Genomic DNA, 21,615 nt, shown 5'->3' with positions numbered 1-21,615 from the left:
CGTCCCAGACGACGGCTGTGATCGGCATGCAGCCGACGGTACCCGGACCGGCTGGGGGTTCGGGGGTCATCCCCCGATGTACGCAGCGTCGAAGACGGTGCCGTCCACGTCCCAGACGACGGCTGTGATCGGCATGCAGCCGACGGTACCCGGACCGGCTGGGGGTTCGGGGGTCATCCCCCGATGTACGCAGCGTCGAAGACGGTGCCGTCCACGTCCCGGACGACGGCTGTGATCGGCATGCAGCCGGCGTAACGCGCGTTCGGTGGAACGGCGAGGTGCGGCCCCCGGACGGGGTGCCGCACCTCACAGCCGTACGACGGTTTACGCGGTGAGTTTGGCCAGGGCCGCGTCGATGCGGGTCAGGGCCTTCTCCTTGCCCAGGACCTCCAGGGACTCGAAGAGGGGCAGGCCGACCGTGCGGCCGGTGACGGCGACGCGGACCGGGGCCTGGGCCTTGCCGAGCTTGAGGCCGTGGGCCTCGCCGGCGGCCAGGACGGCCTCCTTGAGCGCCTCCGGGCTGGTCCAGTCGGCCGCTTCCAGCTTCTCGCGGGCCGTGGCGAGCAGGGCGTCCGAGCCCTCCTTCATCGCCTTCGTCCAGCTCGCCTCGTCGACGGCCGGCTCGGCGAGGAAGAGGAAGTCGACGTTGTCGGTGATCTCGGAGAGGACCTTGAGGCGGGTCTGGGCGTGCGGGGCGATCGCCTGCCACTTCGTCTCGTCGAAGTCCTCCGGCGCCCAGGGGGCGAACGGGGCCCGCAGCCACGGGCGGCAGCGCTCGGTGAACTCCTTCACGTCGAGCAGGCGGATGTGGTCGGCGTTGATCGCCTCGCACTTCTTGAGGTCGAAGCGCGCCGGATTCGGGTTCACGTCCGCGATGTCGAAGGCCGCGACCATCTCGTCCATCGTGAAGATGTCCTGGTCGGCCGAGAGGGACCAGCCGAGCAGCGAGAGGTAGTTGAGCAGGCCCTCGGGCAGGAAGCCGCGCTCGCGGTAGAGGTTGAGCGACGACTCGGGGTCGCGCTTGGAGAGCTTCTTGTTGCCCTCGCCCATCACGTACGGCAGGTGGCCGAAGGAGGGGATCTCCTGGGCGATGCCCAGCTCGATCAGCGCCTTGTACAGGGCGATCTGGCGGGGGGTGGAGGAGAGCAGGTCCTCGCCGCGCAGGACGTGGGTGATCTCCATCAGGGCGTCGTCGACCGGGTTGACCAGCGTGTACAGCGGGGCGCCGTTGGCGCGGACGATTCCGTAGTCCGGGACGTTCTCCGGGGTGAAGGTCAGCTCACCGCGGACCAGGTCCGTGAAGGTGATCGTCTCGTCGGGCATCCGGAAACGGACGATCGGGGTGCGGCCCTGGGCCTGGTACTCCTCGACCCGCGCGGCGCTCAGGTCGCGGCAGTGACCGTCGTAGCCGGACGGCCTGCCGGCGGCGCGGGCGGCCTCGCGGCGGGTGTCCAGCTCCTCCTGGGAGCAGTAGCAGCGGTAGGCGTGGCCGGCGGCGAGAAGCTTCTCGGCGACGTCCTTGTAGAGGTCCATCCGCTGTGACTGGCGGTACGGCGCGTGCGGACCGCCGATCTCGGGGCCCTCGTCCCAGTCGAAGCCCAGCCAGCGCATCGCGTCGAGGAGCTGCCCGTAGGACTCCTCGGAGTCGCGGGCCGCGTCGGTGTCCTCGATGCGGAAGACCAGGGTGCCCTGGTGGTGCCGCGCGAACGCCCAGTTGAACAGGGCGGTGCGGACCAGCCCCACGTGGGGGTTACCGGTGGGCGACGGACAGAAACGGACGCGTACGGGGGAGCCGGGTGCGCTAGCCACGCTTGACAACCTTGTTGGTGAGAGTGCCGATGCCTTCGATGCTGACGGAGACCTCGTCGCCGACAGCGAGCGGGCCGACCCCTGCCGGGGTGCCCGTGAGGATCACGTCGCCGGGGAGCAGCGTCATGGCCTCGGTGATGTTGACGATCAGATCCTCGATGGAGTGGATCATCTCGCTGGTGCGGCCGAGCTGCCGCTGCTGCCCGTTGACCGTGAGCTGGACGGTGAGGTCGCCGGGGTCGAGGTCGGTCTCCACCCAGGGGCCGAGCGGGCAGGCGGAGTCGAAGCCCTTGGCCCTGGCCCACTGCTTCTCGCGCTTCTGGACGTCCCGCGCGGTGATGTCGTTGGCGCAGGTGTAGCCGAAGATCACGTCCTTGACGCGTTCGCGCGGGACCTCGCGGCACATCCGGCCGATGACCACGGCCAGTTCGGCCTCGTGGTGGAGGTCCTCGGAGAAGGGCGGGTACTGGATGTCGTCCCCGGGTCCCACCACGGAGGTGGACGGCTTGAAGAAGGCGAACGGGGCGTCGGGCACCTCGTTGCCGAGTTCGCGTGCGTGCTCGGCGTAATTGCGGCCGAAGGCCACGACCTTGCTGGGGAGCACGGGCGGCAGGAGCCGGACCTTGCTCAGCGGCACCTTCGTGCCGGAGAGCTCGTGTTCCGTGAACGGGATGCCCTTGATGATGTCGAGGACGAGCTCGTCCGGCTTGTCGCCCTCGACCGCGCCGAAGGCGACGTTCCCGTCGATGGAGAACCTGGCGATGCGCACGGGTTGGTTGGCCCCTTGACTGAGCTTGCTGGAGTCTGACGCTCCAGGCTAACGCGGAAGGGCGTCCCCGGCCGGGGACGCCCTTGACATCCGTGGCCGGCCGCTCCGAGCATGCGGGCGGCCGGTGCGCGTATCTACTCGGCGGAGGAGGTCACCGGGATCTCCATGAGGATGGTGCGCCTGGGGTTGGCGGTCTGGGCCGGGAGGTCGACGGAGTGCTCCTGCTGCTCCGGGAGCCCCAGTTCGTCGGCGTCCTTGAGGTGCGCCAGCGTCGTGCGCCGCGGGTTGGCGATCTTGTGGAACATCGTCGTCGTCTTCACTGTTGTAGCGAGCCCTGTCCTGTCCGGGCGCCGGGCGGGCCGGGGAGGCCGCCCGTAAGCGCGTCTTGTCGGATTTGCCATCTCTGTAAAGCGTCAGGCTAAACACGCGATTCCCAGAGAAGGCGTGCGAGTCTCATGATCGACGTGTGAGTTTGCTCACGAATCCGCGCCCAAACCGGTCAATCCAGGCTCCCGATCGACCGCTACGAAACGGACATTGCCCACCTGAAGCTGCCATTCCGCTCCTGATCATGGCGACTGGGACACCCCCCACCACCGGCCCCTTCGCCCCCTTGCGTCCGGATTGCCCAGGATCACTTTCTACGTCCGGTAATCCACTACTCACCCGCTGTCACGGATGTCACAGCCCGGCCAACAAGCCTTGTTGGAGATCCGGCACTGTGCTGGAATTCCACGGACCGCCGCGGGATCGAGCCGGCGCGCAGGGCGCACAGCAGCGCCGAGCGGCGGCGAGAAGGGGGAAGCGCCGGTACTCACGACCATCGGGGGGCGTAATTCAGGACGCCCCTCAAGACGCCGACACCGTCCTTCCGTTCACGCGGAGGGGCGCCTGGTCCAGAGGTTGCGACGCTAGTGCAGGGACGTTTCAAGAGGGATGGCAGCGCTTCGGCCGAGCCGGAGCCGCACGGCGGGACTGGCCCTATGGCCGGCAGCTCCTCGCCCCAGCACGCCCAGAACCCGGGCCCGGCCGGCGACGGCGGTGAGCGCCCTGGGCGCCCCGGCGCGTCCGCGTCGTCGAGCCCCCTTCAACCGACTCCGACGGTCAAGCCCCCGACCACTACCCCCGGCACGGGATCGCGCGTGGCCCTGCGCAACTGGCGCATCTCCACGCGTCTGGTCGCGCTGCTGACGCTGCCCGTGGTCGCGGCCACGACGCTGGGCACCCTGCGCATCAACCAGTCCATGGACGACATCCAGCAGCTCGACAACATGAAGCTGCTGACGGACATGACCAAGCAGGCGACCGAGCTGGCCATCCGGCTCCAGGACGAGCGCGACAAGTCCGCCGGTCCGCTGGCCCACGGCAAGTCCGCGGCCGACTTCACGGTCAAGGGCGCCCGCGACAAGACCGACGCGACGCTGGAGTCCTTCAAGGACGCCTCCGAGGAGATCGACGCCTCCAGCACGGACGGCAACCTCCAGGGTGTCCGCGACAGCCTCGTGGGTCTCCTCAGCGACCTCGGCAACCTCGCGAAGGTGCGGAAGACGGCCTACGCGGAGCAGAAGAACTCCACCCAGACGGTGGAGGCCTATCACCGCCTCATCACCCACCTGCTCGACCTCTCGCAGGACATGGCGCAGGCCACGAGCAACCCGGAGATGATCCAGCGCACCCGCGCGCTGGCCGCCTTCTCCGCCGCCAAGGAGTACGCCTCCGTCCAGCGTGCCGTCCTCGCGGCCGCGCTGCCGGTCAACGACGCCGTCTACGGCGAGATATCGGAGAACGACCGGCAGTACGCCGAGGCCGCCCTGGAGAACCAGGACTCCGAACTCGCGAGCTTCCGCAGCATCTTCGGCGACGAGGGTGCGGAGGAGCTGCTCACGCCCATCGAGCAGGGCAGCCCCACCATCGAGGACGCCGACACGTACGCCACGCGTGCGCTCAGCTCCCCCAACGGTCTGAAGTCGCTGGACAAGCGGTCGTACCAGGACTGGTTCGACGCCAGCACGACCAAGATCCGCCAGATGAACAACATCGAGACCACGCTGCTCGAAGACATGGAGCAGAAGGCCCGTGAGCTGCGCGCCGAGTCCGAGCGCGAGGCGATCATCTCCGGTGCGCTGATCCTGCTCGTGCTCGGTGTGTCGCTGGTCGGCGCGTTCGTCGTCGCCCGGTCCATGATCCGCTCGCTGCGCCGGCTCCAGGAGACGGCCACCAAGGTCGCCCAGGACCGGCTGCCCGAGCTGGTCAAGCAGCTGTCCGAGTCCGACCCGCAGGACGTCGACACGTCCGTGGAGTCGGTCGGTGTGCACTCCCGGGACGAGATCGGCCAGGTGGCCGCGGCCTTCGACGACGTGCACCGCGAGGCCGTCCGCCTCGCCGCCGAGCAGGCCCTTCTGCGGGGCAACGTCAACGCGATGTTCACCAACCTCTCGCGCCGCTCCCAGGGCCTCATCCAGCGTCAGCTGTCACTCATCTCCGAACTGGAGTCCCGCGAGGCCGACCCTGACCAGCTGTCCTCGCTGTTCAAGCTCGACCACCTCGCGACCCGTATGCGCCGTAACGGCGAGAACCTCCTCGTCCTCGCGGGTGAGGAGCCCGGCCGCCGCTGGACCCGTCCGGTCCCGCTGGTCGACGTGCTCCGCGCCGCCGCCTCCGAGGTGGAGCAGTACGAGCGCATCGAGCTGTCCTCGGTGCCGACCACCGAAGTGGCCGGCCGGGTCGTCAACGACCTCGTGCACCTGCTCGCCGAGCTGCTCGAGAACGCGACCTCCTTCTCCTCTCCGCAGACCAAGGTCAAGGTCACCGGTCACGCGCTGCCCGACGGCCGGGTCCTGATCGAGATCCACGACACCGGCATCGGCCTCTCCCCCGAGGACCTCGCCGCGATCAACGAGCGGCTCGCGTCGCCGCCCACCGTGGACGTGTCGGTCTCCCGCCGCATGGGCCTCTTCGTGGTCGGCCGGCTGTCGCAGCGGCACGGCATCCGCATCCAGCTGCGCCCGTCCGACTCCGGTGGTACGACCGCACTGGTCATGCTCCCCGTGGATGTCGCCCAGGGCGGCAAGAAGCCCCAGCCCAAGCCCGGTCAGGGCAGCGTGTCCGGCGGTCCGGCCGCCGCGCAGGCCGCCGCCGGTGTCGCCGCTGCCCGCCGTCAGGGCGGGCAGGGCGGCCAGGGCGGTGCTCTGGGCGCCGGTGCGCCGGGCGGCGGTGCCCTCGGCGCCGGCTCCGGCACGGGTGGCCTGCTCGGCGCCGGCCAGGGTCCCCGGGCCGCGCTGCCCGGCCGTGACGGCGGTGGCCGTCCCGGTACGCCGCGCGGGCCGCAGGGTCCGGCCTCGCCCCCGCAGGGCCGCCCGGCTCCGGCGGGCGCCGGCTTCGGCGGCCAGGCCCCGGGTGCCTCGCAGGGTCTGCAGTCGGCCGGCACCGGTACGCCGGGCCAGGGCCAGGACATGTTCGGCGCCGGGCGTCCGCCCGCGCCGCGCCAGAACGACAACCGTGGCGAGCAGGGCGGTCGCGGCCGTGGCCGTCAGCCGCAGCTGCCGCCGCGCGGCGGCCCGCGTGCCGAGCTGCCGGGCGGCAACCCGCAGTCCCGCGGCACCAGCTGGGCCGACGAGAACGCCCAGCCGCCGGTTCCGCGCACTCCGCTGGACGCCCCGCGCGGCCACGACGAGCCGGATGCCGGGCAGACCTCGCGGATGCCGCGCGTCGACAACCGTCAGGGTCCCGGCTCCACCGCCGAGATACCGAGGATCGACGAGCGCCACGGCCCGGCCGGTCCCGCGGACTTCGCGCGCCCCGGCTCGGGCGGCCCGCAGCACACCGGTCAGTTCCAGGACATGGGTCAGTTCTCCGGCCTGAACGGCGCCCAGGACACGGGCCAGTTCCCGGCTCCGGGTACGAACGGACGGCAGGACGGCTACGTCCGCAACGACGTCTTCGGCACCCCGGGCGGCCAGAACCCCCCGGCGGCCCCCAACCGGTACGCCGCTCCGCAGGGCTACGACAACGGCTCCACCGGTCAGTTCGCCGGCCCCGGCCACGACGGTTCCAGCACCGGCCAGCACGCGCTGCCCGGCCGCCAGGACCCCTCGTCCACGGGCCAGTTCGACCGCCCCCAGAACGCCAACGGCGGCAACGGCTACGGCTCACCGCAGCAGCAGCCCGTACCGCCGCGCCCCGCCGCCCGCCCCGAGCCGGAGGCCCTGCCGCCGGCCGGTCCGGGTGACGGCCGTACCCCGCTGTTCGACACCCTGGAGACCAACTGGTTCCACGGGCAGCAGGCCGACGGAAACGGCAACGGCTCGGCCCCCACGCCGCAGCCACAGCAGCCGCAGGCTCCGGCCGCTCCCCAACGTCCCGCGGCGGCCAGCGCCTCCTGGCGCACCTCGCCGAACGACGAACTCGTCCGTCAGGCCGAGCGCGTCCGGCAGCCCGCCGCGGGCGGCGTCACCACTTCCGGCCTGCCGCGCCGGGTGCCCAGGGCGAACCTCGTCCCGGGCACGGCTCAGCAGCAACAGCACCAAACCGGTCCGCAGGTCTCGCGTGCGCCTGACGACGTACGCGGACGGCTGACCAATCTCCGTCGGGGCATCGCGCAGGGTCGTCAGGCCGGCAACGGCTCGACCGGCAATTTCCCGAGCCCCACTCACCAGCAGGAGCGTTAGTTGAGCCAGATGAGCCAGGCGGCACAGAATCTGAACTGGTTGATCACCAACTTCGTGGACAACACCCCCGGGGTGTCCCACACCGTTGTCGTGTCCGCCGACGGGCTCCTGCTCGCCATGTCCGAGGGCTTCCCGCGCGACCGTGCCGACCAGCTCGCGGCCGTCGCGTCGGGTCTCACCTCGCTGACGGCCGGGGCATCCCGGATCTTCGAGGGCGGCAGCGTGGCACAGACGGTCGTCGAGATGGAGCGAGGGTTCCTCTTCCTCATGTCCGTCTCGGACGGCTCGTCCCTCGCCGTTCTCGCCCACCCCGATTGTGACATCGGCCTTGTCGGCTACGAGATGGCACTCCTGGTCGACCGCGCGGGCGCGGTGCTCACGCCCGACCTGCGCGCCGAACTACAGGGCAGTCTGCTCCACTGACCCGCCCAGGTACTACCCGCCTCACGAAATCACCGTCCGGCCGACACAATCCCCCCACCGGCTCGACGGACGGCACGACTGACCGAGACTTGCTGTCCCGCCCGGAGGATTCATGACCCCGCCCACCGCCTCTCATGATCCGTACGCGGAGCCGTACGAGGACGAGGGCGACCAGCCGCTGGTGCGTCCGTACGCGATGACCGGCGGCCGGACCCGGCCGCGCTACCAGCTCGCCATCGAGGCGCTGATCAGCACCACGGCCGACCCGGCAGCGCTCATGGGGCTGCTCCCCGAGCACCAGCGCATCTGCCACCTCTGCCGTGAGGTGAAGTCGGTCGCGGAGGTCTCGGCGCTCCTCGCCATGCCCCTGGGTGTGGCGAGGATCCTCGTGGCGGACCTCGCCGAAGCCGGACTGGTGGCCATTCACCAGCCGGGCGGCGACGAGAACAACGGTGGCGCACCTGACGTGACGCTGCTCGAAAGGGTGCTCAGTGGACTTCGCAAGCTCTGACGGGGGGCGGGCCACCACCTCCGCGAAGATCGTGGTGGCGGGGGGCTTCGGCGTGGGCAAGACCACGTTCGTGGGCGCCGTCTCCGAGATCAACCCGCTGCGCACGGAGGCCGTGATGACGTCCGCGAGCGCGGGCATCGACGACCTCACCCACACCGGGGACAAGACCACCACCACGGTGGCCATGGACTTCGGCCGTATCACGCTCGACCAGGACCTGATCCTCTACCTGTTCGGTACGCCGGGTCAGGACCGCTTCTGGTTCATGTGGGACGACCTGGTGCGCGGTGCCATCGGCGCCGTGGTGCTGGTGGACACCCGCCGGCTGGCGGACTGCTTCCCGGCGGTGGACTACTTCGAGAACTCGGGTCTGCCGTTCGTCGTCGCCCTCAACGGCTTCGACGGCCAGCAGCCGTACCAGCCGGAGGAGGTCCGCGAGGCCCTCCAGATCGGCCCGGACACCCCGATCATCACGACGGACGCCCGGCACCGTTCGGACGCCAAGAGTGCGCTGATCACGCTGGTGGAGCACGCGCTCATGGCCCGTCTGCGGTAGGCAGGACCCAAATCTGTACTGCCGTACGTCAGTTGTCGTAGACCTTCCGGAGCCGGCTGTGGGCTTTGACACGGCCGGCCCCGGTGTTCATAACGTTTCGGCAGAGGAATCGGGTGGTACCGCCACGCGTCGCGGTCGCTTGGTGTCGCTGCGCGCACGAAGGCCCCGTCATTTGACGGGGCTCGTTCTGTTTGACCGTTTTATCTGGGGCTTACATCACTTCGAACCGGCACTTCTCCATGTTTGGAACTGCGCTGGTCGTCGTGCTGGAATGCCTGAACTGCCCAATAGTCAATGACGTACTGATGGTCGATGGCTGACCGGGCTCTGAGACACTGCGGCACGACGAAGGTGCCGACCGCCGAGAGGTTGTTGGTCGAGTGAGGCGAAGCAAGAAAAGTCCCGAGCCGGCGGCCCGGGGCAACTTCACCCCGCCGCCGCGCGGAGCGGCGCCCGCCCCTGTGCCCGGTTCGGAGCCGACGGCCGCGCCCGCGAAGAGTGGCGGCCGTCTCTCCCCGCGCAACTGGCGGGTGCCGACCAGGCTGAACGCGATCCTGCTCATACCCGTGCTGGTCGGCCTCGTCATGGGCGGCTTCCAGGTGAAGGGCTCGATCGACACCTGGCAGGAGGCCCGCGACGCCGAGAAGGTGGCGAAGATCGTGGCCGCCGCCGGCGAGTACGCCGAGGCCCTGCTGAACGAGCGTGACGTCTCCGCCGAACCCCTGCTGCAGAACAAGAAGGACAGCGAGGTCGTCAAGGACGCCCGCGCCGTGACCGACCAGAAGGCCGCCGCCTTCCACAGCGAGACGGTCGGCATGCCGGACAAGAAAGGCCTCAAGCGCCGCCTCGGCCTGGTGACCGATGCGGAGCCGGCCCTCACGAAGCTCCGCGCGGCCGCCTACACCAAGGCGCTGGACCCGGTGAAGACCGAAGAGGGCTACGTCGAGGTCGAGCACCTGCTGATGGAGTTCTCCAACGAACTCGGCCTCGGCACCGGCAACATCACGGCGTACGGCCGCACGGTCTACGCGATCGCGCTCGCCAAGGGCGCCGAGTCCCTCCAGCGCTCGATCGGCATGCACCTCCTCGTCCGGCCCAGCCCCGACGAGACGGTCAAGCGCCAGCAGGTCACCGCCTTCACCTCGTACGCCTACCTCGAGCGCGTGGCCCTCCAGGAGTACGTCTCCGGTGGCACCACGCAGGACGCGGCGCGCCTCACCGAGGTCATGAACGCGAAGACCGCGGAAGGCAAGAAGCAGGCCGCCGAGGCCCAGGAGAAGGCCGAGGCCGCGGACCAGGACTTCGTCGCCCCGCCCGCCATGGACCAGATGATCCAGGCGATCGCCAGCGGGCGGGACCCCGCCGAGCTGGCCGAGCAGGGCGTCACCGCCCAGGCCTGGATGACGGCCGCGACCCTGAAGTTCGAGGGCTACAGCCAGGTCGAGAGCGAACTCATCGGCGCGGCGGTGACCGAGGCCGGGCAGATCGCCTCCGACGCCCAGCGGGACGCCATCATCAACGGCGCGATCGTCATCATCGCCCTGCTGACCGCGTTCATCATCGCCAGTCTCATGGCCCGCCAGATGAGCCAGTCCATGCGCCAGCTGCGCAACGCCGCCTTCGGCATCGCCGAGCAGCGGCTGCCGATGCTGGTCGACCAGCTCTCGCGGACCGACCCCGGCCGGGTCGACACCCGGGTCACGCCGATCCCGATCAACACCACGGACGAGATCGGCGAGGTCGCCCGCGCCTTCGACCAGGTCCACCGTGAGGCCGTCCGGCTCGCCGCCGAGCAGGCCCTGCTGCGGGGCAACATCAACGCGATCTTCACCAACCTGTCGCGCCGCAACCAGTCCCTGATCGAGGGCCAGCTGACGCTGATCACCGAGCTGGAGAACAACGAGGCCGACCCGGACCAGCTGGAGAGCCTCTTCCGCCTGGACCACCTCGCGACCCGTATGCGCCGCAACGGCGAGAACCTGCTGGTCCTCGCCGGCGAGGAGCCGGGCCGCCGCTGGGACCAGCCGGTCCCGCTGGTCGACGTGCTGCGCGCCGCCTCCTCCGAGGTGGAGCAGTACGAGCGCATCGAGCTGTCGGGCGTACCGGAGGCCGAGATCCACGGCCGTGCCGTGACCGACCTCGTGCACCTGCTGGCCGAGCTGCTGGAGAACGCCACCACGTTCTCCTCCCCGCAGACCAAGGTCCGGGTCACCGCGACCCGTCTCCCCGACGGCCGCGTGATGATCGAGATCCACGACAAGGGCATCGGCCTCACCGCCGAGGACTTCGCGGACATCAACCACAAGCTGGCCAACCCGCCGACCGTGGACGCCGCGATCTCGCAGCGCATGGGCCTGTTCGTGGTCGGCCGGCTGTCCGACCGGCACGGCATCCGGGTCCAGCTGCGCCCCTCGGGCGAGCAGGCCGGCACGACGTCGCTGGTCATGCTGCCCGACGCGATCACCCATGGTGGCGGTGGCGAGCACCAGCCCGAGCGCGACGACTTCACCGTCTCGCAGATCATCCCGGAGCAGCGCTTCCAGGGTGAGGACTTCAACCACCAGCCGCTGCGCACGGCGGCCGAGCTGGGCTTCGACGACAGCCAGTACTCGGAGGTCCCCGACGACCTGCGCGACCTGGACCCGGTCGGCCGCTCCCTGATGCGGGACGAGCGCCGGGCGGCCCTGGAGTCCCCCGCGCCCGGTCAGCCGGGCCAGCCCGGTCAGCAGCAGCCCGGCGCGACGCCCGCGTACGGCGACGGCTTCGACCAGACGCGGCAGCAGCCCACGTTCGACGCCTCCCCCAACGGCTTCGCCCCGCCGCAGAACGGCTACGACGCCGGTGCGACCGGATACGCCGAGCAGCCGGCGGCGTACGACCAGCAGACGTCGTACGAGGAGCAGCAGCGCACGGCGTACGAGGACCCGTACCGCGCGTCCAACGGCGGTGCGCCGCGCGGCGATGCCTTCCCGGCGAACGGCTCGGGGCCGCAGAACGGTGCCTTCGGGCAGAGCGGCGGCTACCCCGACCCCGCGTATGCGGAGGCTCCCCAGGAGGAGCGGGCGCCGGAGCGGCAGGCCGCGCCGGAGGGCTTCCCGCCGTACGAGGAGCAGCCCTACCAGGACGACTGGCCGCAGCAGAACAGCTACCAGAACGGCTACCCGGACCAGTACGCTCCGCAAGCGGAATCCGCGCAGGCCGCTGACTCCGGTGAGCGGGACAGCGTAGGCTTCGACCGTCCGGGACCGGCCGCCTCGGCCGCCCACGCGCTCACCGATGCCGGACTGCCCCGCCGCGGATCCCATGCGGCGAGCGGTTCGAACGGCGCGCGGCCCGCGGACCAGGAGGCGCCGGCTCCCGCCGCCGCGGACGGCCCGACGGACTGGCGGTCGGCGAACGACGACCGCTGGCAGCAGGCCTCCCAGCTGAAGAAGCCGAAGGCCGGCGGGGTCACCTCCTCCGGTCTGCCGCGACGGGTGCCCAAGGCCAATCTGGTCGAGGGCGCCGCCGAGAGCACCCCCCAGGGAGGCCCCCAGGTCTCCCGCGCCCCGGAGGACGTCCGAGGCAGGTTGAGCAACCTGCGTCAAGGCGTTCAGCGTGGACGCAACGCAGGAAGTGAACCGAACGGTCAGGCCAGGAATCAGCACAGTGGTCCTGACAGCACCTACAACCAGGAGCGTTAGTGTGAGCCCGATGAGCCAGGCGGCACAGAACCTGAACTGGTTGATCACCAACTTCGTGGACAACACCCCGGGGGTGTCCCACACGGTGGTGGTCTCCGCCGACGGACTCCTTCTGGCGATGTCCGAAGGCTTCCCCCGCGACCGTGCCGACCAGCTCGCGGCCGTCGCCTCCGGTCTGACGTCGCTGACGGCAGGCGCCTCCCGGATCTTCGAGGGAGGCAGCGTGAACCAGACGGTTGTGGAGATGGAGCGGGGATTCCTGTTCATCATGTCCGTTTCCGACGGTTCCTCGCTCGCGGTCCTCGCTCACCCCGAGGCGGACATCGGTCTCATTGGGTACGAGATGGCCCTTCTGGTGGACCGTGCGGGTACGGTCCTGACGCCCGACCTTCGTGCGGAGCTCCAAGGGAGCCTTCTCAACTAACAGACGGACGGTGCGTTTTGGCCTCCCGAGGCCGTAGTGTTTCGGGACGCGGCTTCCACGTGACGGATGCCAGGCACAGTCGGAGGAGGAGAGAAAGTGGCAACACCCCCAGGCGGTTCGAATTCGGGTAACTGGTCGTACGGCCCTGCCCAGGGCCAGGGCGACGGTTCTCAGAACCCGAACCGTTACAACTTCCCCTCCGCTCCGAGCCAGCGTCAGCCGTACGCGCCCCAGGGGCCGCAGGGTCCTGGGCCGTCGCCGTACGACCAGCCGCACGCGCCTCGCATCCAGCCCGTGCAGCCGCATCGCCGCACCCCCGAGCCGGCGCCCGCCGGGGCGTCGAACAACCCCTTGGTGCGTCCGTACGCCATGACCGGCGGCCGGACCCGCCCGCGGTACCAGCTCGCCATCGAGGCGCTGGTGCACACCACCGCGGCTCCGCACCAGATGCAGGGGCAACTGCCCGAGCATCAGCGGATCTGCAACCTCTGCCGGGAGATCAAGTCGGTGGCCGAGATCTCGGCCCTTCTGACGATCCCTCTCGGCGTGGCCAGGATCCTCGTCGCCGACTTGGCGGAGGCGGGACTGGTCGCGATCCATCAGCCCGGCGGCGACGAGAACGCCGGCGGCCAGCCAGCCGTGACACTGCTCGAAAGGGTGCTCAGTGGACTTCGCAAGCTCTAGCGGCGGTCCTTCCCGCTCCACCACCTCAGCGAAGATCGTGGTGGCGGGTGGCTTCGGCGTGGGCAAGACCACGTTCGTCGGGGCCGTCTCGGAGATCAACCCGCTGCGTACCGAGGCCGTCATGACGTCTGCTTCGGCGGGCATCGACGACCTCACCCACACCGGAGACAAGACGACCACGACGGTCGCCATGGACTTCGGCCGTATCACGCTGGACCAGGACCTGATCCTGTACCTCTTCGGTACGCCCGGCCAGGACCGCTTCTGGTTCATGTGGGACGACCTGGTGCGCGGCGCCATCGGCGCGATCGTTCTGGTGGACACCCGCCGACTCGCCGACTGCTTCCCCGCGGTCGATTACTTCGAGAACTCGGGTCTCCCCTTCGTGATCGCCCTCAACGGCTTCGACGGCAGCCAGCCGTACCAGCCGGACGAGGTGCGCGAGGCCCTCCAGATCGGCCCCGACACCCCGATCATCACGACGGACGCCCGCCACCGCGCGGACGCCAAGTCGGCGCTGATCACGCTCGTGGAGCACGCGCTCATGGCGCGCCTGCGGTAGAACCTCCGGACTTCCGACTGCCGTGAAACGGCCCCTGTGCCCCTCCTCGGGGAGGCACAGGGGCCGTTTCACGTCACCAGGGCCCGGCGGGGCGGCGGCCGTGCGCGGGATCCGGCGGCATTGGCCGGATGTCGGTCCCCGCCTCGCGGGCCTCCTCGCACAGGTGGTGCACGGTGACCGACGCGTCGCGGGTGTCCGCCGCATGGTCTCGCGCGGACAGGTGCGGCAGGCGCAGCCGGAGGCCCCTAGGGTGTCCGCTCGTCCAGCGGTGCGGTGACCCGGCGGCGGAGGGGCAGCGCGCCGACAGAGTTTGTACGGCGGCCAGGTCCCGGTCGTCGCCGTGCGCGTAGCGGCCGAGCGGCGCGCCCAGAGCCGCGGTGGCCTCCTGGCGAATGCCCGCCTCGTACGCCCACCGCACGGGCGAAGGCCCCGGCCGCCCAGGGGGCGTCGGGGCCTTCGTGGCGCAAGTGGTGCGTCGTGGTGCAGTCAGCGCCAGCTGTGCGGGGCGCGGAAGCCGCCCTCGCGCTCCAGGCGGCGCCAGCCGGCCTTGAGGCGGCCGCGGTGGGCCGGGGCGGGCTCGGAGGAACGGGCGGCGGCGCGGGCCAGCAGGATCGCCGTGATGGCGGCGACTTCCTCGGGCCCGGCGTGGCCCTTCTCGACGCGGATGTCAGGCGTATTCATGGATTCAGTCTCCGTGAGAGAGGTTTCCGCAGGGGTGGCGGGAAAAGTCCGCTGGGTTACTGCGGGGGGTTGCCGTGCTTGCGCGAGGGCAGGTCGGCGTGCTTGGTGTGCAGCATCGCCAGGGACCTGATGAGGATCTCGCGGGTCTCGGCGGGGTCGATGACGTCGTCGACGAGGCCGCGCTCGGCCGCGTAGTACGGGTGCATCAGTTCGGACTTGTACTCCTTGACCATGCGGGCCCGCATGGCCTCGGAGTCCTCGGCCTCGGCGATCTGGCGGCGGAAGATGACGTTGGCGGCACCTTCGGCACCCATCACGGCGATCTCGTTGGTCGGCCAGGCGAACGTGAGGTCCGCACCGATGGACTGGCTGTCCATGACGATGTAGGCACCTCCGTACGCCTTGCGCAGGATGAGGGAGATCCGGGGCACGGTCGCGTTGCAGTAGGCGTAGAGGAGCTTGGCGCCGTGGCGGATGATCCCACCGTGCTCCTGATCCACGCCGGGGAGGAAGCCGGGTACGTCCAGAAGAGTGATGATCGGGATGTTGAAGGCGTCGCACATCTGCACGAAGCGGGCGGCCTTCTCGCTGGCCTCGATGTCGAGGACGCCGGCGAGGGTCTGCGGCTGGTTGGCGACGATGCCGACGACCTGGCCGTCGAGCCGGGCCAGCGCGCAGATGATGTTGCGCGCCCAGCGCTCGTGGACCTCCAGGTACTCGCCGTCGTCGACGAGCTCCTCGATGACCTTGGTCATGTCGTACGGCCGGTTGCCGTCCGCCGGTACCAGGTCGAGCAGGACGTCGCCGCGGCGGTCGGCCGGGTCGGTGCACTCGACGCGCGGCGGGTTCTCCCGGTTGTTCTGCGGGAGGAGCGAGACGAGGTAGCGGACTTCGGCGATGCAGGTCTCTTCGTCGTCGTAGGCGAAGTGGCAGACGCCGGAGGTCTCGGCGTGCACGTCGGCGCCGCCGAGGCCGTTCTGGGTGATCTCCTCACCGGTGACGGCCTTGACCACGTCGGGTCCGGTGATGAACATCTGCGAGGTCTCGCGGACCATGAACACGAAGTCGGTGAGGGCGGGGCTGTAGGCCGCGCCGCCCGCGCACGGGCCGAGCATCACGCTGATCTGGGGGATGACGCCGGAGGCCTTGGTGTTGCGCTGGAAGATGCCGCCGTAACCGGCGAGCGCGGAGACGCCCTCCTGGATACGGGCGCCGGCTCCGTCGTTCAGCGACACCAGCGGGGCGCCGGCCGCGATGGCCATGTCCATGATCTTGTGGATCTTCGTGGCGTGGGCCTCGCCCAGCGCGCCGCCGAAGATGCGGAAGTCATGGGCGTAGACGAAGACCGTACGGCCCTCCACCGTGCCCCAGCCGGTGATGACACCGTCGGTGTACGGCTTCTTGGCCTCCAGGCCGAACCCGGTCGCCCGGTGCCGGCGCAGTTGTTCGACCTCCTGGAAGGAACCCGGGTCGAGGAGCAGCTCGATGCGCTCGCGGGCGGTCAGCTTGCCCTTGGCGTGCTGCGCCTGGGTCGCCCTCTCGCTCGGCCCGGCCAGCGCCTGCGCACGGATCTCGTGCAGCTCGGCGACGCGCCCGCGCGCGTCCGTGGGCTCGGCGGTCGGCTCACCCGTCGTCTCTTCCAAAACGGTCATGTAGTGACCTTACGAAGCCGACCTAGGAAAGCGAGACGTCGACTCCGTACAGTCTCCGGCACGTTTTCCTGGTACCACTGAACAGAACCATGCCGGAATGCAGGCGTTCCGACTGCTCAGAGCCCGTGCCCATTGTCGGGGTCGAACAAAGCCGGGTGGTGAGATCAACTTCACACGACCCACCGACGCATGGCGCCCAGTGGAGTGATGGAGCGGGCCCGGCCCGTTCGGGAGGCGGGTCGGCATGACGCGGAGCAGCGTCGTGAACGCGGCCGCAGGGGACGTTGAAAGTTGAACGGAATAGGTCTACGGTCTGCCTTGTTGAACCGCTCGTTGAACATTCAACATCACCGCTTCGTTTCCTCGATGCGTTCATCGATTCCGTCCCCAAGGAGCACGTCATGGGCATCTTCGGCCGCAAGAACACCACCGAGACCACCGCGACCACGGTCGGCACCGTGAACCCGGAACTCGCCGCCCTGACCGGCGACTACACGATCGACCCGTCGCACTCGACCATCGGGTTCGTCGCCCGGCACGCCATGGTCACCAACGTCAAGGGCCACTTCAACGACTTCACCGGCTCGCTGCACCTCGACGGCGCCGACCCGGCCAGGTCCACCGCCACCATCGACGTCACGATGGACAGCATCGACACCGGCTCCGCCGACCGTGACGGCCACCTCAAGGGCTCGGACTTCTTCAAGATCGAAGAGTTCCCGACCATGACCTTCCGCTCCACCGGCGCGGAGGCCCTGGGCGGCGACGACTACCGCATCACCGGCGACCTCAGCATCCTCGGCGTCACCAAGTCGCTCACCATCGACCTGGAGTTCAACGGCGCCGCGAAGGACCCGTTCGGCAACGAGCGCGTCGGCTTCGAGGGCAAGGCGGAGATCCTGCGCTCCGAGTGGGGCCTCACCTGGAACGCGGCGCTCGAGACCGGCGGCGTCCTGGTCTCCGACAAGATCAAGCTGAACTTCGACATCTCGGCCATCAAGAACGCGTGACGCGTCACCGACGCCAACGCCCCTGAGCGCGCCCGTCCTCCACTCCCCCGTGGGAGGGCGGGCGCTCGGCATGTCCCGGGTGGGCACGGGTCGCGCTCAAGGGTCGGGGCGCGCGGACGTCCCCGGGCGGGACGCGGGCAGGGATCGGCCCGACGGGGCGGATCGCGGGGCCGGTTCGTGGGTGGGCGCGGAACGCGCTCAAGGGTCGGGGCGCGCGGACGTCCCCGGGCGGGACGCGGGCAGGGATCGGCCCGACGGGGCGGGGCGTCGGTGCGGTCCGGACACAGGTGCGGGGGGCGTCGGGTGCGCGACGGGCTCGGGGTGTCGGTCGTTCTTCAGGGCGCCCCTGCCGATGTGGCCGGGACCTCGACCGAGGAGGCGCCATGACCAGGACCGGACCGCAGCACTACCCCGGCGCACACCGCGACCACTGGTACCAGGACGACTTCGGCGGCGACCGGATGGAGGTCAACGTCGTCGTCCTGCACACCACCGAGGGCCGCTCGCTGCCCGGCTACCAGGGCGGCGCCTCCGCGCCCAACCTCACGGCGGTGCCGGACGTCGCGGCCAGGAAACTGACCTGGTACCAGCACTTCGACATCGACATCTCCTCCCGAGCCCTGCACAACAGGCCCGGCGGCGTGCAGACCAACACGCTGAACGTCTGCCAGGTGGAGCTGGTCGGCACCTGCGATCCCGACCTGCACAGCAGGTGGCAGACGAGCGGCAAGGCCCACGTCTACTGGCCGAAGGCGCCTGCGTGGGCGCTCCTCGGTGTCGCCCGCTTCCTGGCCTGGGCGCACGAGCAGCACGACGTACCGCTGCGTGGCCCGGCGCTGTGGCCGGCGTACCCGAAGTCGTACGGGAACGGGGCCGGGCAGCGGATGAGCGGGGCGCGGTGGAACGACTTCAAGGGTGTGTGCGGGCACATGCACGTGCCGGAGAACGACCACGGCGATCCGGGGGCCATCGACTTCGACGAGCTGATCCGACTGGCGAAGGCGGCGGTGAAGGGCTGATCCGCTGTATCGAACGGCCGCGGCGCGTCACCCGCCGTCGGCCGAGCCCGCCGAGCCCGCCGAGCCCGCCGAGTCCTCCAGCTTCGCGACCGCCGCGGCCACTTGAGCCGAACGCTGCTCCGGGGACCGGGCGCGGAGTACGCCGAGCATCGCGAGGTAGCGGTCGGTGCGGCCCAGGCGGTCGAAGGCCGCAAGGGCCCGCGGGCTGCGCTCCAGGGCGGCCGCCAGCTCCGCGGGGACGGTGGCGTCCTGCTGCGAGGCGTACGCCGCCGCCCACCGTCCGTCGGCCTGTGCCGCCGCCACCTCGGCGAGACCGGCGGGCCGCATGCGCCCGGCCTCGGTCAGCTCCTCCACCCGGCGCACGTTGACGGCCGACCAGAGGCTGCCGGGCCTGCGCGGTGTGATCCGCTGGAGGAACGACGCCTCGTCGAGGCCCTTGCGCTGCCCGGTGATCCAGCCGTGGCACAGGGCCACGTCGTTGACCTCGGCGGCGGTGACGGACTCCACCCCGGAACCCTTCCTGGCGACCCGGACCCAGAGGCCGGGGTGGGGCGCCGGGTGCTCGGTCAGCCAGGCGTCCAGGGAGGAGGCGTCGGAGAACGCGAGGGGCGTGGCGGGCTCGGTCATGGAGGCAGCCTAGGAGCCGTCCAGGCCAGTTCGCGTCCTGGAGGCCACAGAGTCCGTCCGGATCTCCGACGCCGGGCGTGGCCGAATCACACCCCTTGTGCGAAGGCTTGCGGCGTTCTCATAATCCAGCAACAGATTTGACCTGCCCATGCCAGCAAATGGGCACTTCTTTGTTGCCGTCGTTGTCATGCGCGCGTCAATTCGGTGTTTCGGGCACCACCAGCTCCCCCCGACACCGGGTCAACCCCCCACGGAAGGCATCACGTTGAAGAAGCTCCTCACCGCGCTCAAGAGACTCGCGGCCGTCGGCGCCGCCGCCCTCGCGATCGCCAGCCTTCAGCCCGTCTCGTCCGCCCAGGCCGCTCCCTCGCCCGTCGTGGGCGGAACCCGCGCCGCGCAGGGCGAGTTCCCGTTCATGGTCCGGCTCTCCATGGGCTGCGGCGGCGCGCTCTACACCCAGCAGATCGTCCTCACCGCCGCGCACTGCGTGGGCTCGACCGGCGCCAACACCAGCATCACCGCCACCGCCGGCGTCGTGGACCTCCAGTCCACCACGGGCCGCGTCCAGGTTCGCTCCACGTACGTCTACCGGGCTCCCGGATACAACGGCAACGGGAAGGACTGGGCGCTCATCAAGCTCGCGCAGCCCATCAACCTGCCGACGCTGAAGATCGCCACCACCACGCAGTACAACACCGGCACCTTCACCGTGGCCGGCTGGGGTTCGGCCACCGAGGGCGGCTCCCAGCAGCGGTACCTGCTGAAGGCGACCGTGCCGTTCGTCAGTGACGCCACCTGTCGTTCCTACAGCGGTTACAGCGGCCTGATCGCGAGCGACGAGATCTGCGCCGGGTACGCGGCCGGTGGCGTCGACACCTGCCAGGGCGACTCGGGCGGCCCGATGTTCCGCCGGGACGCGGCCAACGCCTGGATCCAGGTCGGCATCGTCAGCTGGGGCATCGGCTGCGCCCGGCCCAACGCGCCCGGCGTCTACAGCGAGGTCTCCACGTTCGCCCCGGCCATCGCCTCGGCGGCGGCCTCTCTCTGACCCGCTCCGCACCATCCCTTCGTACGACCTCCACGGGCCCGGCGCGTCCAGCGCCGGGCCCGTGCGCGTGGCCGTACATGTGCCCGTGGTCAGAAGCCTCCGCCGAAGTCCCCGCCGCCTCCGCCGCCCCCGAAGTCCCCTCCCCCGCCGCCGAAGTCGCCGAAGCTGCCGGTGTCGAAGTCCGCCCCGGACACGTCACCGCCTTCATAACCGCCGCCGAAGTCGCCGTAGCCGCTGCCGTAGTCGGAGGCGTAGGTGGGGGTGGCCATCAGGCTGCCGAGCATGGTGCCGACCAGCAGGCCGGGCAGCAGGCCCCCGCCGAAGTAGCCGCCCGCCCAGGGGCCGTAGGCCGGGCCCGCCTCCCAGTAGGGGCGGCGGCCGTAGTCGGTGTCGACCTGGCGGACCACCGGATCGCGGCCGTCCGCGAGGCGGGTGCGGTCCGCCGCGCAGACCGGGACCTCGCGGACGGCGCCGCCGGGCGGGGTCCAGGTGGCGTCGGCGACGGAGGGACCGTGGCGCGGGTCGAAGAAGCAGGGCGGGCGACGCTCGGGCAGCGGTTCGCCGGCCCGGCGGGCGGCGAGCCGGGCCAGGGCGAACCGGCCGTCCTCCAGGGTCTCGGTGACGGGGCGCACGTCCTCCGGTCTCGCCGCCTCCGCCATGGACGACTTGGCCTTCTCGTAGGCGTCGAGGGCGTGCTCGTAGTCGCCGCGCATCGCGTCGTCGGCGCCGGGTTCGGACGGGTGGAAGTCGAGCCGGTCGAGTTCCTCGCCGAAGGCGGTGATGTCCTCGTCGACGACGACCCGGAGCCGTTCGAGGGCGGCCCGCTGCTCGTCCGCGTGCCGCCTGCGGTTGCGTCGTACGAGCGTGTACGCGCCGGCGCCGCCTGCTGCGACGAGTGCGCCCGCGGCGATCAGGCCTGTCGTCGACACTCCGCCGCCACTGCCCGAGGAGTCCCAGCTCGCGGGGGCCGAGCCGCCCATGTTGGCGACGGCCCGGTCGGTGAAGGCGTCGAGCTGGGCCGTGGCGTCGCTCTGGCCCTGGACGCTGGTGACGAGGTTGCGCACGGCCGCCGTCGGCAGGACGGAGGAGTCGGCGCGGGCGTCGAAGCGGTCGCCGAGGCGGATCGCGTAGAGGCCCGTCACGCCGGTGGCGGTGCGCAGGTCGGTGAAGAGGTTCTCGGTCGGGTAGCCGGCCGGGAGGACCGCGACGAAGACGGGCTTGTCGGCGTCCTCGATCTTCTTCTGGAGGGCGTGGGCGTCCGCCTGGGAGAACTCGGTGGACGCCGCCGGGTCGACGTAGACGGGGCTCTCGCGCAGAGCCGCGGCGATCGTCGACACACTGGTGTCGGCCGCGGCGCGTGGGGCACCCGCCGTCACCAGAGTCAGGGCGGCGAGCGCCAGCGCGAGGAGCAGCCCGGCGAAGCCTCGGGTCGAAAGTGCGACCTTCATACTTCGAAGCTACCCCGTACGGTGACAAAGTAGGGCAGCCTG

Annotated in this window: 19 protein-coding genes; 11 read left to right on the top strand and 8 right to left on the bottom strand. The window is 70.5% G+C overall.

Annotation, left to right across the window (positions count from 1 at the left end):
• Nucleotides 1–324 precede the first annotated feature (324 nt).
• The 3 genes from gltX to ACFWJX_RS07055 form a co-directional block, all read right to left on the bottom strand.
• Nucleotides 325–1,809 (bottom strand): glutamate--tRNA ligase, encoded by a 1,485-nt coding sequence (gltX, locus tag ACFWJX_RS07065; RefSeq protein WP_383238013.1) that lies wholly within the window; start codon nucleotides 1,807–1,809, stop codon nucleotides 325–327.
• Nucleotides 1,802–2,578, bottom strand: a complete 777-nt coding sequence (locus ACFWJX_RS07060) for a fumarylacetoacetate hydrolase family protein (protein WP_073491195.1) — start codon at nucleotides 2,576–2,578, stop codon at nucleotides 1,802–1,804. The genes gltX and ACFWJX_RS07060 overlap by 8 nt, the downstream gene beginning before the upstream one ends.
• A 134-nt stretch (nucleotides 2,579–2,712) precedes the next feature.
• Complete coding sequence (locus ACFWJX_RS07055; RefSeq protein WP_266462820.1) at nucleotides 2,713–2,898, bottom strand: hypothetical protein; 186 nt, start codon at nucleotides 2,896–2,898, stop codon at nucleotides 2,713–2,715.
• Nucleotides 2,899–3,492: 594 nt separating this feature from the next.
• Between ACFWJX_RS07055 and ACFWJX_RS07050 the strand changes: the two genes are divergently transcribed.
• From ACFWJX_RS07050 to ACFWJX_RS07015, 8 genes are all read left to right on the top strand, one after another.
• Entirely contained in the window at nucleotides 3,493–7,245 is a 3,753-nt protein-coding gene (locus tag ACFWJX_RS07050) for a nitrate- and nitrite sensing domain-containing protein (RefSeq protein ID WP_383238008.1), read from the top strand.
• 9 nt (nucleotides 7,246–7,254) lie between these two features.
• Nucleotides 7,255–7,668 carry a roadblock/LC7 domain-containing protein gene (locus tag ACFWJX_RS07045; RefSeq protein WP_030611534.1) on the top strand — a complete coding sequence of 138 codons (414 nt, stop codon included), beginning with the start codon at nucleotides 7,255–7,257 and terminating at the stop codon, nucleotides 7,666–7,668.
• Nucleotides 7,669–7,780: 112 nt separating this feature from the next.
• Nucleotides 7,781–8,179 carry a DUF742 domain-containing protein gene (locus ACFWJX_RS07040; protein ID WP_003973454.1) on the top strand — a complete coding sequence of 133 codons (399 nt, stop codon included), beginning with the start codon at nucleotides 7,781–7,783 and terminating at the stop codon, nucleotides 8,177–8,179.
• A complete protein-coding gene (locus tag ACFWJX_RS07035) occupies nucleotides 8,160–8,735 on the top strand; it encodes an ATP/GTP-binding protein (RefSeq protein WP_030793795.1) in 576 nt (191 codons plus the stop codon). Before ACFWJX_RS07040 ends, ACFWJX_RS07035 begins: the two co-directional genes overlap by 20 nt.
• 380 nt (nucleotides 8,736–9,115) lie before the next feature.
• Nucleotides 9,116–12,418, top strand: a complete 3,303-nt coding sequence (locus ACFWJX_RS07030) for a nitrate- and nitrite sensing domain-containing protein (RefSeq protein WP_383238003.1) — start codon at nucleotides 9,116–9,118, stop codon at nucleotides 12,416–12,418.
• 10 nt (nucleotides 12,419–12,428) lie between these two features.
• Nucleotides 12,429–12,842: a roadblock/LC7 domain-containing protein gene (locus ACFWJX_RS07025; protein WP_005479603.1), complete on the top strand. Its 414-nt coding sequence runs from the start codon at nucleotides 12,429–12,431 to the stop codon at nucleotides 12,840–12,842.
• A 96-nt stretch (nucleotides 12,843–12,938) separates the two neighbouring features.
• Nucleotides 12,939–13,526, top strand: coding sequence for a DUF742 domain-containing protein (locus ACFWJX_RS07020; protein WP_383238000.1), 588 nt, complete (start codon nucleotides 12,939–12,941; stop codon nucleotides 13,524–13,526).
• Entirely contained in the window at nucleotides 13,507–14,088 is a 582-nt protein-coding gene (locus ACFWJX_RS07015) for an ATP/GTP-binding protein (protein ID WP_073491198.1), read from the top strand. Before ACFWJX_RS07020 ends, ACFWJX_RS07015 begins: the two co-directional genes overlap by 20 nt.
• Before the next feature lie 73 nt (nucleotides 14,089–14,161).
• On the opposite strand, the gene ACFWJX_RS07010 is transcribed toward ACFWJX_RS07015, so the two are convergent.
• The 3 genes from ACFWJX_RS07010 to ACFWJX_RS07000 all read right to left on the bottom strand — a co-directional run bounded on the left by ACFWJX_RS07010 (nucleotide 14,162) and on the right by ACFWJX_RS07000 (nucleotide 16,421).
• Nucleotides 14,162–14,506: a hypothetical protein gene (locus tag ACFWJX_RS07010; protein ID WP_383237997.1), complete on the bottom strand. Its 345-nt coding sequence runs from the start codon at nucleotides 14,504–14,506 to the stop codon at nucleotides 14,162–14,164.
• A 68-nt stretch (nucleotides 14,507–14,574) separates the two neighbouring features.
• On the bottom strand, nucleotides 14,575–14,769 hold the full coding sequence (locus ACFWJX_RS07005) for an acyl-CoA carboxylase subunit epsilon (RefSeq protein ID WP_383237994.1): 195 nt from the start codon (nucleotides 14,767–14,769) through the stop codon (nucleotides 14,575–14,577).
• 56 nt (nucleotides 14,770–14,825) lie between these two features.
• Nucleotides 14,826–16,421, bottom strand: coding sequence for an acyl-CoA carboxylase subunit beta (locus ACFWJX_RS07000; protein ID WP_383237991.1), 1,596 nt, complete (start codon nucleotides 16,419–16,421; stop codon nucleotides 14,826–14,828).
• Nucleotides 16,422–16,822: 401 nt separating this feature from the next.
• On the opposite strand from ACFWJX_RS07000, the gene ACFWJX_RS06995 reads away from it, so the two are divergent.
• The gene (locus tag ACFWJX_RS06995; protein ID WP_383237988.1) at nucleotides 16,823–17,431 is read left to right on the top strand and encodes a YceI family protein; all 609 of its coding nucleotides are present in this window, start codon (nucleotides 16,823–16,825) and stop codon (nucleotides 17,429–17,431) included.
• A gap of 383 nt (nucleotides 17,432–17,814) precedes the next feature.
• Nucleotides 17,815–18,450 (top strand): hypothetical protein, encoded by a 636-nt coding sequence (locus ACFWJX_RS06990; protein WP_383237985.1) that lies wholly within the window; start codon nucleotides 17,815–17,817, stop codon nucleotides 18,448–18,450.
• A 27-nt stretch (nucleotides 18,451–18,477) separates the two neighbouring features.
• Here ACFWJX_RS06990 and ACFWJX_RS06985 read toward each other — a convergent pair whose 3' ends face one another.
• Nucleotides 18,478–19,077: a YdeI family protein gene (locus ACFWJX_RS06985; RefSeq protein ID WP_383237982.1), complete on the bottom strand. Its 600-nt coding sequence runs from the start codon at nucleotides 19,075–19,077 to the stop codon at nucleotides 18,478–18,480.
• Nucleotides 19,078–19,342: 265 nt separating this feature from the next.
• Between ACFWJX_RS06985 and ACFWJX_RS06980 the strand changes: the two genes are divergently transcribed.
• On the top strand, nucleotides 19,343–20,125 hold the full coding sequence (locus ACFWJX_RS06980) for a serine protease (protein ID WP_383237979.1): 783 nt from the start codon (nucleotides 19,343–19,345) through the stop codon (nucleotides 20,123–20,125).
• Nucleotides 20,126–20,214: 89 nt separating this feature from the next.
• Here the strand turns inward: ACFWJX_RS06980 and ACFWJX_RS06975 are convergent, their stop codons facing one another.
• Complete coding sequence (locus ACFWJX_RS06975; protein ID WP_383237978.1) at nucleotides 20,215–21,573, bottom strand: hypothetical protein; 1,359 nt, start codon at nucleotides 21,571–21,573, stop codon at nucleotides 20,215–20,217.
• Nucleotides 21,574–21,615: the final 42 nt, after the last annotated feature.

The organism is Streptomyces sp. NPDC058335, assembly GCF_042723915.1.
Classification (GTDB): domain Bacteria; phylum Actinomycetota; class Actinomycetes; order Streptomycetales; family Streptomycetaceae; genus Streptomyces.
Note: the sequence above shows the minus strand (reverse complement) of the source record. Positions and strands in the feature narration are given on the sequence as shown.